Raw genomic sequence first — 12,896 nt, forward strand, 5'->3', positions numbered from 1 at the left:
GTACGGTCCTACGTCTATCGCGATGCACGGTTATCGGCTGGACTGTACGGTCCGTAGGGTGGACTCCGTCCACGCGTAAACGCTGCGCACCACCTGCTTGGCTTTTGCGACGTGCATGCGTCACGCGTGGGCGGCGTTCACGCTGCAGGCCCGCACGCCGCCCGGTATAGCCGACCACCCTACGCCTCTGCGGTAGGGTGGTCGGCTATAGCCGAGCGTGTGAATGTACGCGGCTTGAGCGCCGCCCACGCGTTCAACGCACGGCCGATCATGCGCGCCAGATCGGCGGCCCGGTCGAACGCGTACGCGGCTACTCAGCCGCGGCTTATCGGCTAGACTTGACGAATCGATCACCCAACGCTCGCCGCCATGACCTCCATCCGCCTCTCCCGTTGCGCCGCCAGCCTCGCCCTGGCGCTGGCCAGCCTGGGCACCGCCCACGCCGCCGCCGAGCCATCCTACGGCCCCGAACTCGAAGGGTTTACGTATCCGGCCCCGGTCAGGCAATTCAACTTCACCTCGCAGGGCGCGAAGCTGCACATGGCCTACATGGACATCGCCCCGCAAGGCAAGGCCAATGGCCGCACGGTCGTCCTCCTGCACGGTAAAAACTTCTGCGGCGCGACCTGGGATGCGAGCATGAAGGCGCTGAGCGGCGCCGGCTACCGCGTGGTGGTGCCCGACCAGATCGGCTTCTGCAAATCGAGCAAACCGCAGCACTACCAGTACACCTTCCAGCAGCTGGCCGAGAACACGCGCGCGCTGCTCGAATCGATCGGCGTGAAGGGGCCGGCCACGATACTGGGCCACTCGACCGGCGGCATGCTGGCGGTGCGCTACGGCCTGATGTTCCCACAGCAGACCGAGCAGCTGGTGCTGGTCAACCCGATCGGGCTGGAAGACTGGAAGGCGCTGGGCGTGCCCTCGCTCGGCGTCGATAAATGGTACCAGCGCGAGCTGCAGACCACGGCCGACAAGATCCGCAACTACGAAAAGGCGACCTATTACGTCAACCAGTGGAAGCCCGAGTACGAACCGCCGGTGCAGATGCTGGCCGGGATGTACGGCGGGCCGGGCAAGGAAATCGTCGCCTGGAATTCGGCGCTGCTGTACGACATGATCTATACCCAGCCGGTGGTCTACGAATTCCCGCAGCTGACGATGCCGACGCTGCTGCTGATCGGCCTGAAGGACACGACCGCGATCGGCAAGGACGCGGCGCCGGAAGCGCTGCGGCCGAAGCTGGGCAACTACCCCGAACTGGCGCAAAAGACGGCCAGGGCGATCCCGAAGGCGACGCTGGTGACCTTCCCGAACATGGGGCACGCGCCGCAGATGCAGGATCCCAAGGCCTTCCACGAGGCCTTGCTCAAGGGCCTGGCGGCGCGCTAGCGGGGGAGGGGTGTAGCGCCCTGAAGACGATACTCGGCGCCTGCCCGGGAACGTCATCCAGGGTGGCGAAGCGTTGCATGCCGATTTTTTCCAGTACGCGGATCGACGCCAGGTGGGCCGGCCGCACCAGGGCGAAGATTTCCGGCAGGCGGCATTCGTCGAAGCCGAAAGCCAATGCCGCCGCGCCCAGTTCGGTGGCATAGCCGGCGCCCCATGCGGCGCGATCGAAGCGGTAGCCGACGTTGATGCGCTCGACGCCGAGATACCCGTGCGACGAGATCCCGCCGAAACCGAGCAGCCGTTCGGGTGCTGAGCGCAGCGCAATGGCCCAGGGGCCCATGCCCTTGTCACGCCACTGGTCGCGCCAGCCTTGCAGCAGCGTGCGCGCCTGTGCGATGTCGGTCAGCGGTCCGGCAGGGTTGAAGGTATTGGTTGCCGGATCGCCGTAGATCGCATGCAGGCGGGGCAGGTCGCTGGGTTCCGGCGGTCTCAGGATTAAACGGGCGGTCGTGCGTTGCATGGCGATTCTCCGAAGATGGTGCGGCCGCCACGGTTGCGCAAGGCCGACCTCACAGCCTAACAATTTTGCACCGGCAGGTTGTCTGCTTCAAGGCAGAGCTTACCGCGAATTCGGCGCCGAACCGAAAAGCGCGATGCTAGAATCTCAACATGGGCTTGAACCGTAAAGCTTTCCTCGTTGCCGCCTGGGCCGCCTTGCTTGCCATCCTGATGGCAGTCATGGCGCCCACGTTCTCGCATGCGCTTGCGCACCAGGCCGGGGCCGGGGCCGGCGTCATCGAGGTCGACATCTGCACGGCGAGCGGTATTGCCATGACCCACCAGATGCAGGTTGCCGATGACGGTTCCGCCCCCGGTCACGTCGCTTCCTTCGAGCATTGTCCGTTCTGCCAGGCAAGCGCACACATGCTGTTCCTGCCGTCGCCGCCCGTCGTGCTGCACGTGTCGGCAGGCGCCGCACTGCGTCCCGCGCTCTTCTACCAGTCGTCCTCGCCCCTGTTTGCCTGGACAGTCGCGCAGCCGCGCGGCCCGCCGGCGACCTGATCCGCAATCGTCGGTTTGCATACCGTGCGGCGGCCACGCGTCGCGGCACGGTGTCGCTTGTCATCAATGCGTCGACCGCCGCCGTGGCACATCGGCGCGAGCGCTACAGGAGCAGCATCATGAGCAGTACCCCCATCACGGCCGGGCCGTCCACCTCGGGCTTGTACCGGCGCGTCTGGCGCTGGCATTTCTTTGCCGGTCTTTTATGTCTTCCATTTATTTTTTCCTTGGCATTGACCGGTGCTGTCTACCTGTTCAACAAGGAACTCGACGATGTCATGTACCGCAGCCTGCTCATCCGCGACGAGGCTGTCGTCGGAACAGGCGCCGCGCTGCCGCCAGGCGAGCTGATCGCTCGCGCCGAGCGCGCGCAAGGCGGCGTGGCAAAAGCGCTGCAATGGCCGGCGGATACGCGCCACACCGTCCAGGTCGACGTCCAGCAAGCGGATGGCGCCGTGCGCCAGGTTTTCCTTGACCCGTCCAGCGGAGAAGTGAAGGGCGCGATGGCGGAGTCCGACCGGCTGATGTCGCTGGTCAAGCGCATCCATTCGCTCACGGTCGCGGGCAACGCCGGCAACGTGCTGATCGAAGTCGTCGCCGGCTGGGTGATCGTGCTGGTGCTGAGCGGGGCGTATTTGTGGTGGCCGCGCGGGCGCAAGCAGGGCGTGCTGCGCATCCGGCCGCAGGCGCAGGGGCGCGTCTGGTGGCGCGACCTGCATGCCGTTACCGGCGCGTTTGGCGCCATCGTCATCCTGTTTTTGGCGCTGACCGGCATGCCCTGGTCGATCGTCTGGGGTTCACAGGTGAATACCTGGCTGACGGCGCACGGACTCGGCGTTCCCGATGGCACCTGGACCAACCTGCCGCAGTCAGGCACGCCCGCTACTGCGCTCGGCGCCATTCCCTGGAGCCAGGAGCAGCAAATGCTGCCGGCATCGCATGCCGGGCATGAATCCGGGTCATCGCATCATGCCGGCGGCGCGACCGCGATGGCGCAGCCGCCCGCGCCCTCCGCCATCGGCCCCGACCGTGCTGCCGCCGTCTTCGCCGCGGCAGGGATGAAGGACGTCTACCGCCTGGTCCTGCCGCGCGGCGCGAGCGGGGTATACAGCGCGGTCAGGCTGCGCACGGCGCACGCCAGCCAGCGCGTGATCCACCTCGACCAGTACAGCGGCAAGATCCTGATGGACCTGGGGCCGGCCGACGTTGGCGCGGTGGCGCGCGTGACCGAGTGGGGCGTCAGCGTCCACCAGGGGACCGAATACGGCTTGCCGAACCAGTTGCTGATGCTGGCCGGCTGCATTGCCCTGATGCTGCTGTGCGTGAGCGGCGTGGCCGTGTGGTGGAAGCGCCGCCCGGCCGGACAACTCGCGGCGCCCGTACGGCGCGACGCCGACCGGCTGGCGGCCGGGGTGGTCGTGATTGCGGTCGTGACCGGACTGGTGTTCCCGCTGCTGGGCGCGTCGATGGCGCTGGCAGCCTTGCTCGATTACGCGTGGAGTCACTCCCGCGCCTTGGTGCTTACCGCGCGCAAGTCCTGAATGCGGCCTGCTTCAGCGACGACAGGCACATAAAAAAAGCCCACGTCACCGTGGGCTGTGCGTCAGGTAGCGGAGCAGTGCGCCGCCGGCGCGCCTTACGCCTTGTTCGCCTTCTTGCGGCGGCTTGCGCCCAGTGCCAGCATGCCCAGGCCCATCAGGCTCAGGCTGAGCGGCTCGGGAACGGCATTTACCTTGACGTTGTCGATGAACGAGGTCACGTCGCCATTGCCGCCATAGCCGATGAAGCGCAGGGTGTGGTTGCCGTTGCTGAGGGCGATGAGGTCGCTGGTGTAGGTCGTGAACGACGTTTTCGACCCTGGGGTGAACGTGGTCAGGCCGGCGAACGACAGGAGCTGGTTGTCGACCAGTACCGAGATGGGGTTGCCGCCGCCGCCATAGTTGCGCGATTCAGCGCTGAACGACACCGAGAACAGGCTCTTGGTGAAGTTGAACATCTGGGAGATCGACGCGCCGGGTTGCTGCAGGAAGGCCGCTTGCGCGCCGGTGGCATTCACGACGTTGAACGGCGAGTTGTTCGCAGCGACACCGCTGCTGCCGCCATAGGTCCAGCCACCGACCGAACCGTTCAGGTAGCTGAACCCGCCGTTCTGGGCCGGCGTTTCGAAGCCGCCATTCTCGACGCTGTTGATGGGCGTGGCGAGTGCGCCGGCCGACGTAGTTGCGAGCGCGAAAGCGAGTGCGATGGTGTGTGCGATGTGTTTCATGGCGTATCCTTGTTTTGATTCTTAACAATAAGCAAAATTAATGCCAGGAAAAACTTAGTTATTAAAAACAACTACTTGGATTTCCTTTGATTTCAATCAAGACAAGGTGTGTAAATATTCTCGACAAAAAAATCACTCGGGCGAACACTCAAGCAAACAACTTTTCGCGCGCCATCGCACCGATCGCCACCGTGGCCGGATGGCTCATGCGCCGCTCGGTGGTGATCGCGTAGACCTGCTCGACGACGGCATCGACCTGTCCCAGCGCCACTACCCCGTATTGCGCGCACACCTGCGGCGCGATGACGGCCGGTGCGAAGAATACGCCGGCGCCGGACTGGCCGAAGGCCTGCATCATGGCGCTGTCGTCGAATTCGCCGACCACGTGCGGATACACCTTGATGCGTTCGAACCACTGCAGCAGGCGCTGGTAGACGGCGAAATCCTCGCCCGGCAGCAGCATCGGCCCGTTGTGCAGGCAGACTGGAAAATTGTCGCCGAGCTGCGCGGCCAGCGCCGGCGTCGCGAACGCCGTCATCGGACTCTCGCCCAGCAGGTGGTTGTAGGCGCGCACGCTGAAGTGCGCCGGGATCGGCCGGTCGGCAATGACGAGGTCGAGGCGGTGGATGGCCAGTTCCGCCAGCAAGCTGTCGAGCCGGCCTTCGCGGCAGATCAGCCTGACCGGCTGCGGCAATTTGAGGGCCGGTTCGACCAGGCGGCAGGCGATCAGCTTCGATACCGAGTCGGCGCAACCGACGCGGTACGGCGTCGCGGTGGTGAAGGTCTCGTCGCGCACCAGTTCGAGCAAGGCGTCGCCGGTAGCGAAGATGTCGTCGGCGTAGTGCATGATGCGGCGGCCGGTTTCCGTCAGCTCGAGATTGCGTCCGCTGCGGCGGAACAGTTCGACGCCGAGCGAGGCCGCGAATTCGGACAGCTGTCCGGAAATCGAGTGCGGCGTCAGGTGCAGCTGGGTCGCCGCCTTGGCGATGCTGCCCGTTTTTGCCACCATCCAGAAATAACGCAAATGCTTATAGTTAAGCATGGAAAACCTCTTTTAAGCTTGCTCTAACAGATCGAAAAAACCGATCTTATGTTAAATAATATTCGATTTGTCCGATGTATCGTGCGCTCCTATAGTGGGGTCTCACCTCACAGAAGAACTACCATGCACATGACCATCCAGACCAACGGCTTCCAGATGACCTCTGCTTTGCGCGCCTATACCGATCAGCGCCTGGCCACCGCGCTGGGCTGGGCGCGGCACCACATGCGCAGGCTGGCGGTGTCGCTGTCGGACATCAACGGTCCGCGCGGCGGCGTCGACAAGCGCTGCCGCATCCAGGTCCAGCTCGGCGGCGGGCGCGAAGTGATCGTCGACGACGTCGACGCCAACCTGTACGCCGCCATCGACCGCGCCGTCGACCGCGCCGACCGCGCGGTGGTGAAGAAGGTCGAGCGCACGCGCCAGTTCGTGCGCACCCGCGCGCCGGCCCAGCAGGGGCAGATGGCGACGGGTGAGCAGCATGAGCCGGCCGACGACATGCCGGTACGCGGCAACGAAGCTCAGGAGCGCTAAATGAACGGACTGGAAACCATTGCCAGCGCCCCGATGTGGGCCGGCTTCGTCGGCTTCGTGCTGGTCATGCTGGCGCTCGACCTGTTCGTCTTCGGCGGTAACAAGGCGCACAAGGTCAGCGTCAAGGAAGCCGGCATCTGGTCGCTGGTCTGGGTCAGCCTGGCGCTGCTGTTCAACGGCGGCCTGTGGTGGTACCTGACCGGAACGGTGGGCGCCGAGATCGCCGACCAGAAGGCGCTCGAATTCTTCTCGGGCTACCTGATCGAAAAGGCGCTCTCGGTCGATAACGTGTTCGTGTTCCTGCTGATCTTTACCGCCTTCCAGGTGCCGCAGCAATACCAGCGCAGGGTCCTGATCTACGGCGTGCTGGGTGCGATCGTCATGCGCGCCATCATGATCAGTGCGGGCGCCTGGGTCGTGAGCGAATTCAGCTGGGTGCTGTACCTGTTCGGCGCGTTCCTGCTGTTCACCGGTATCCGCATGCTGGTGGCGGTCGACGAAGAGCCGGACGTGGCCAACAACCCGGTGCTGCGTTTCGCACGCAAGCACTTGAAGGTGGCCGAGGGCGACCACGGAGAAAAATTCTTCGTGACGAAAGGCGGGATGCGTTTCGTGACGCCGCTGTTCCTGGTCCTGATCCTGATCGAGGTGACCGACCTGGTGTTCGCGGTGGACTCGATCCCGGCGATTTTTGCCATCACGACCGATCCGTTCATCGTGTTCACGTCGAACATGTTCGCGATCCTGGGCTTGCGCGCACTGTACTTCCTGCTGGTGGACGTGGCCGACCGCTTCCACTTGCTGAAATACGGCCTGGCGATGGTGCTGACCTTCATCGGTACCAAGATGCTGATCATGCCGTGGTATCACGTGCCGGTGCAGGCGTCGCTGACCGTGGTGGCGGTGCTGATTGCGGGTAGCTGTATTGCCAGCCTGTTCATCACGCAGAAGGACAAGTAAGGTAGGGCGGGGGTGACCGGCGGGAGCCGGCCACCCCCATTTCACATCCTCTCATGGCAATCAATCAATGCTATCCTGTGCGGCTCCAAGGTATCCCAGCCGTAAGCAGACAAACAAGCAGCGATGATCACCGAACCAGACACCGAACAAAAACCAGGCCGTGCCTCCTACGCCGACGGCCCGCGCCTGTTGGCCGACATCGGCGCCACCCATGCCCGCTTCACGCTCGAGACGGCGCCCGGCGTGTTCCGCCAGACCGCGGTCCTGCTGTGCGACGACTACGACGGCATCGTTCCCCTGCTGAACGCGTATCTTGCCGAGAAGGGCGAGCGCATCACCCACGCCGCCTTTGCCATGGCCAATCCGGTCAGCGGCGACCTGGTGCGCATGACCAACCGCGAGTGGCAGTTCTCGACCGACGAGGTGCGGCGCACGATGGGCTGGTCGACGCTGGTCATCGTCAACGACTTCACCGCGCTGGCGATGGCGCTGCCGGGCCTGGGCGCGGGCGACGTGCTGCAGGTGGGCGGCGGCAAGCCGGCGCCGCATGCGGTGGCGGGCGTACTCGGCGCCGGCACCGGCCTGGGCGTGTCGGGCGTAATTCCAACCGCGGACGGCTTCGTGACCCTCGGCAGCGAAGGCGGGCACGTCAACTTCGCACCCGGCGACGAACGCGAATTCGCGATCCTGCAGCACGCCTGGCGCGAGTGGCCGCACGTGTCGAACGAGCGCATCCTGTCCGGCCCCGGCATGGAACTGGTGTACCGCGCGCTGGCCGAACGTAACGGCGTGGAAGCGCCGGCGCGCACGGCCGCCGAGATCGTCGCCTGCGCACTCGACGAGCACGATGCGCTCTGCCTGGAAGTACTCGAATGCTTCGCCGGCATGCTGGGCGGCGCCGCGGCCAACCTGGCGCTCACGCTGGGCGCCTTTGGCGGCATTTTTATTGGCGGCGGCATCGTGCCGCGCATCGCGCAGTGGTTCGCGACGTCACCGTTCCGCGCGCGCTTCGAGGCGAAAGGGCGCTTCACCGATTACCTGGCGCAGATCCCGACCTACGTGATCATGACACCGAATCCCGCGCTGCGCGGCGTGTCGACGATTTTGTCCGAACATCTGCGCGGGCGCAGCGGCGCGAATACCCTGATGGAGCGCGTCCAGCACCTGCAGCACGAACTGTCGCCGGCCGAGCAGCGCGTGGCCGCACTGGTGCTCGAGCATCCGCGTAAAGTCCTGTCCGAACCGATCGCGGAAATCGCGCGCCTTGCCGACGTCAGCCAGCCGACCGTGATCCGCTTCTGCCGTTCGCTCGGCTTCCAGGGCCTGGCCGAATTCAAACTCAAATTCGCCGGCAGCCTGACCGGCTCGATCCCGGTGCGCCACAGCCAGGTGCGCATGAGCGACAGCACCCATGATTTGTCGGCCAAGGTGATCGACAACACGGTGTCGGCGATCCTGAAATTCCGCGACGGCCTCGACGTGCACGCGATCGACCGCGCCATCGCGCTGTTGCGCAGTGCCGGCAAGGTCGAGTTTTACGCGATGGGCAATGCGCGCGTCGTCGCGCTCGACGGCCAGCACAAATTCTTCCGCTTCCGCATTCCCACCACGGCCCACGGCGACGCCCACCTGTTCCAGCTGGCCGCCGAACTGCTGAAACCGAACGACGTCGTCATCGCGATTTCGACGGCGGGGCAGGCGCCCGAGCTGCTGTCGGCGGTGGACGCCGCGCGCCGCGCCGGCGCCAGCGTGATCGCCATCACCAGCAGCAAGTCGGCGCTGGCGAAACGGGCGGACGTCTGCCTGGCGGTCGACCACGCCGAGGACAGCACCGTCTTCCTGTCGATGATTTCGCGCATCCTGCAGCTGCTGCTGATCGACATCATGGCGGTCGGGATTTCGCTGGGGGCGCAGGCGGAGCAGGACGGGGATATCGAAGCGAGGAAGCTGCTGATTTCGCACCTGGACGTTTGATCACGGAGCTGATATGCCCATTCACCAAGCCGACATGCAGGTACTGTGGAAAGACTACGAGAACTGGCTTGCCGAACATTGGCCTGACGGGCTTTCGCGCTTGCAGGGTCCCGCAACCGATGCACAGATGACGGATCTGGAGACGGCGCTGCGGGTAAAGCTGCCCGACGACTTGATCGCATTCCTGAAGATTCATAACGGGCAAAGCGAGTACGGTCCCTTATTGAGTGGCTGGTATTTCCTGTCTGTCGAAGAGATATTGGAACAATGGTTGATATGGGCAGAGCTGGTCGACGCGGGCGAGTTCGACGACTACCGCTCGGAACCGCAAGCCGGTATCAGGAACGACTGGTATAACCGCAAGTGGATTCCCTTCACCCATGACGGCGCCGGGAATCACCTGTGCGTCGATCTCGATCCCGCAGCAGATGGCCAACACGGCCAGGTCATCACGATGTGGCACGACAGTCCGGACCGTGAGCAGCAGGCCCGCAGTTTCCATGCGTTTTTCGCATCCTATGTGCAGGCGGTGCTTGCAGGGCAGTACGCGTATGGAGAAGACTACGACGGGATCGTCGCTGTTGGCGACCTGTAACGAATAGCGGAGGCAGGCCTGGCATGCAAACCATGACGATCACGCTGCGCGACATCACCCAAGACAATTTCGAAGCCCTGATGGACATGGAGCTGCCCGCGCACCAGCGCGATCTCCTGCACAGCAATGCGTATTCGATCGCGCAGTCGACGTTTTATCTGGAATTCGTGGCGCGCGCGATCTACCAGGACGAGCGCCCGGTCGGCTTCGCCCTCTACAACCGCGTCGATGACGGCCATGTCGGGCGCTATGGCATCTACCGCTTCATGGTCGATTATCCGCTGCAGTCGCAGGGCATCGGACGGCGCGCGATGGAATTGCTGCTCGCCGAGATCTGGTCGATGCCGGACGTCGAATGCATCACGATCTGCTACCACCCGCACAATGCGCGCGCGAGCGCTTTTTACCGCAGCTTCGGCTTCGTCGAAACCGGCATCGACGACATCGGCGAGATGAACGCGCGCATCACGCTGGCTGAAGACGGCGGCTGATCCGGCCTCGATTTACGGTGTTTCATCGCGCCATATCACGCTTTCGTCGCGTCGCTGCACACGGCGGTGCGCGCTGCTTAAGCTGCGCTTCCACTTGACGATCAATGTGAGGACAGCATGAGCATCTCCATCCTGCTGCCGCCCGAAGTGGCGGTAAAAACCAGCCGCTGGTTCGGCCGTGCACGCAATTACCCGATCTACAGCCTGCCATGGCTGCGTTATCGCAGCGTCGCCATGCTGAGCGGGTCGCTGCTGGTCATCGTCGTGTTCATGGCGCTGGTCGGATATAGCCGGGCGTGGGTGCCCGGCCGTTCGCTCGACCTGACGGATGCCTTCCAGGCAAGCCTGGTCTACATCGTCACCGCGGCGTCGATCGTGCTGATCGGTCCCGGGCTGGCCGTGCTGGTGCGCCGCCTGGGCTGGCACCGGCATGTCGAGACCGTGGCAATCCTGGCGGTCCTGCTGCTCGGGATGTTCCTCTCGTTCGGGATCATCATGAAAGAGGCATACCGTGCCTACAGCCGCCCCGCCTACAACGCCGAACGCGACGTGATGGTGCGCGAAAGGGCGATGCTGTTGATGTTCGACGTCGACGTGCGCCGATGGCCGCCGATGGCCGATGCCGGCCTGCTGCGGCCGGAGCAGGCCAGGCGCTACGTGGAAGCGTACGAGCGCTATGCCCACGCCTTCAAGCTTCCTGATCGCGTCGTCGATGGGTGGCCCGAGTTCATGACGGATGCCGACCGGCGCCTGGTCGCCAGGCTGCGCGACCCGGCCGCCAGCCCGGCCGAGCGCCGCGCCCTCCAGCAACCGTATGTGGAGCTGCTCGAAAGGCTGCGCAACAAGGTGTACGACATGCGGTGGCGGGGCGAGCGCCAGGCGCGCATGCCCGGCCAGAAGCGTGCCTCGCTTACGCCAGCACAGCTTGCGGCCGAGCGCGACCTGCTCGATGCCATGACGGTGGAAGCGCCCGCGGCCGCGCCGGCGGACAAGGCGCTCGCGCGTCAAGCCTTCCGGGCCAGCGCAATGATCGTCATGGTGATGCAGCTCTCGCTGCTGGCCTGGCTGGGCGGGGTATTTGACCTGATCCCGTTCGTGCGCCAGCGCGGCATGCTGGGCGACGTCCATGCGAAACAGGAGCTCGAGCGCGCCCGGGCGGCGCGCAATCAGGCCGAGATGCGCCTCTCGGTACTGGCGGCCCAGGTCGAGCCGCACTTCCTGTTCAATACGCTGGCCAGCGTCCGCTCGGCGCTGGCCACCGATCCGCGGCGCGCCGGGCTGATTGTCGATCACATGGTCGAGTACCTGCGCGCGACCATCCCGCAGATGCGCGACAATGTCGGCAGCAGCGCCGTCACGCTCGACAGCCAGCTGAGCGCCGCGCGCGCCTATCTCGCGCTGATGCACGAACGGATGGGGCGCCTGCAGTTCAGCGTCGAGGCCGAGCCGGGGCTGGAGGGTGCGTCGATTCCGCCCTTGATGCTGATCTCGCTGGTGGAAAACGCCGTCAAGCACGGCGTCGAGCCCAAGGTCGGCCCGGCGCGCGTCGAGGTGCGCGCACGCAAGGTGAGCGCCGAAGGCCAGGACCAGCTGGAAGTGAGCGTGCTGGACGACGGCGTCGGTTTCGGCGCCAGCGCATCCGGCAGCGGCAGCGGCATCGGCCTGGCCAACATCCAGGAGCGCCTGCGCACCCAGTTCGGCGGGCGCGCCGGCCTCGAACTGAAGACGCGTCCGGACGGCGGGGTTGCGGCTACACTACGTATCCCGCTCTCACTGGAACCTTGAACCGCAACCGCCATGCCCAGCGCCATCATCGCCGACGACGAAGACCTGCCGCGCAGCGAGTTGCGCCGCCTGCTGGCGCAGGTATGGCCCGCCTTGAATGTACTGGCCGAATGCGAACACGGCGCCGACGCCCTCGAGGTCATCGGGCGCCTGCAGCCGGACATCGCCTTCCTCGACATCCGCATGCCGGGCCTGTCCGGGCTGGACGTGGCCAGGGTGGCGGGATCGCGCTGCCGTGTGGTGTTCGTGACGGCCTACGACGAGCACGCGTTCGATGCATTCGAAGCGGGTGCGATCGACTACCTGCGCAAACCGGTTGAACGCGCGCGGCTGGAGCAGACTTGCGGCCGCCTGCGCGAACGGCTGGGACAGCCGCCGGCGGACGTCGGCGCGCTGATGATGGAGCTGGACCGGCGCCTGCGCGGCAGCGCCACGCGGGTGCGCTGGATCAGCGCCAGCGTCGCCGACACGATCAGGATCATCCCGATCGACGACGTGCTGTATTTCCGGTCGGACGAGAAGTACACCCGTGTGGTCACCGTCGACGACGAGGCGCTGGTGCGCACCCCGCTGCGCGAGCTGGTCGAGGGTCTCGACCCCGACCAGTTCTGGCAGGTCCATCGCGGCACGGTGGTGCGGGCGGCGGCGATCTCCCGCATCAAGCGTGATGAACTCGGAAAAATCACCATTGCGCTCAAGGAGCGGCCGGAGCTGCTCAAGGCCAGCCAGGCCTATGCCTGGCGTTTCCGGCCGATGTAAGGCCTCTGTTGACGAATGAAAGGCAAGCGATGACCA

The 12,896-nt window shown here is 65.1% G+C and carries 13 protein-coding genes; 10 read left to right on the forward strand and 3 right to left on the reverse strand.

The genetic code is table 11. The features are described 5' to 3' along the window. Window positions 1–369 precede the first annotated feature (369 nt). A complete protein-coding gene (locus IFT60_RS02330) occupies window positions 370–1,392 on the forward strand; it encodes an alpha/beta fold hydrolase (protein WP_192049084.1) in 1,023 nt (340 codons plus the stop codon). On the opposite strand, the gene IFT60_RS02335 is transcribed toward IFT60_RS02330, so the two are convergent. Beyond that, window positions 1,370–1,912 carry a GNAT family N-acetyltransferase gene (locus IFT60_RS02335; RefSeq protein WP_192049086.1) on the reverse strand — a complete coding sequence of 181 codons (543 nt, stop codon included), beginning with the start codon at window positions 1,910–1,912 and terminating at the stop codon, window positions 1,370–1,372. The two genes, IFT60_RS02330 and IFT60_RS02335, sit on opposite strands and share 23 nt — an antisense overlap. A 149-nt stretch (window positions 1,913–2,061) precedes the next feature. Here IFT60_RS02335 and IFT60_RS02340 point away from each other — a divergent pair, with 149 nt between their 5' ends. Then, complete coding sequence (locus IFT60_RS02340) at window positions 2,062–2,454, forward strand: DUF2946 family protein (RefSeq protein ID WP_192049088.1); 393 nt, start codon at window positions 2,062–2,064, stop codon at window positions 2,452–2,454. A gap of 119 nt (window positions 2,455–2,573) precedes the next feature. Beyond that, a complete protein-coding gene (locus IFT60_RS02345; protein ID WP_192049090.1) occupies window positions 2,574–3,995 on the forward strand; it encodes a PepSY-associated TM helix domain-containing protein in 1,422 nt (473 codons plus the stop codon). 95 nt (window positions 3,996–4,090) lie between these two features. On the opposite strand, the gene IFT60_RS02350 is transcribed toward IFT60_RS02345, so the two are convergent. Both IFT60_RS02350 and nhaR read right to left on the reverse strand, forming a co-directional pair. After that, on the reverse strand, window positions 4,091–4,720 hold the full coding sequence (locus IFT60_RS02350) for a PEP-CTERM sorting domain-containing protein (protein ID WP_192049092.1): 630 nt from the start codon (window positions 4,718–4,720) through the stop codon (window positions 4,091–4,093). 148 nt (window positions 4,721–4,868) lie between these two features. Beyond that, entirely contained in the window at window positions 4,869–5,762 is an 894-nt protein-coding gene (nhaR, locus tag IFT60_RS02355; protein ID WP_192049094.1) for a transcriptional activator NhaR, read from the reverse strand. 123 nt (window positions 5,763–5,885) lie between these two features. Here nhaR and IFT60_RS02360 point away from each other — a divergent pair, with 123 nt between their 5' ends. From IFT60_RS02360 to IFT60_RS02390, 7 genes are all read left to right on the forward strand, one after another. Then, entirely contained in the window at window positions 5,886–6,296 is a 411-nt protein-coding gene (locus IFT60_RS02360; RefSeq protein WP_192049096.1) for an HPF/RaiA family ribosome-associated protein, read from the forward strand. Beyond that, window positions 6,297–7,256 (forward strand): TerC family protein, encoded by a 960-nt coding sequence (locus IFT60_RS02365; RefSeq protein ID WP_307729658.1) that lies wholly within the window; start codon window positions 6,297–6,299, stop codon window positions 7,254–7,256. It begins immediately after the preceding gene. Between the two features lie 123 nt (window positions 7,257–7,379). Then, window positions 7,380–9,230, forward strand: a complete 1,851-nt coding sequence (gene glk / locus IFT60_RS02370) for a glucokinase (RefSeq protein ID WP_192049098.1) — start codon at window positions 7,380–7,382, stop codon at window positions 9,228–9,230. A 13-nt stretch (window positions 9,231–9,243) separates the two neighbouring features. Next, on the forward strand, window positions 9,244–9,825 hold the full coding sequence (locus IFT60_RS02375; RefSeq protein WP_192049100.1) for an SMI1/KNR4 family protein: 582 nt from the start codon (window positions 9,244–9,246) through the stop codon (window positions 9,823–9,825). A gap of 23 nt (window positions 9,826–9,848) precedes the next feature. Beyond that, a complete protein-coding gene (locus tag IFT60_RS02380; RefSeq protein WP_192049102.1) occupies window positions 9,849–10,316 on the forward strand; it encodes a GNAT family N-acetyltransferase in 468 nt (155 codons plus the stop codon). Window positions 10,317–10,433: 117 nt separating this feature from the next. Beyond that, entirely contained in the window at window positions 10,434–12,101 is a 1,668-nt protein-coding gene (locus IFT60_RS02385; protein WP_229510653.1) for a sensor histidine kinase, read from the forward strand. 12 nt (window positions 12,102–12,113) lie between these two features. Then, window positions 12,114–12,860, forward strand: coding sequence for a LytR/AlgR family response regulator transcription factor (locus IFT60_RS02390; protein ID WP_192049104.1), 747 nt, complete (start codon window positions 12,114–12,116; stop codon window positions 12,858–12,860). Window positions 12,861–12,896: the final 36 nt, after the last annotated feature.

This window comes from Massilia sp. CFBP 13721 (genome assembly GCF_014842025.1).
Lineage (GTDB): Bacteria > Pseudomonadota > Gammaproteobacteria > Burkholderiales > Burkholderiaceae_D > Telluria.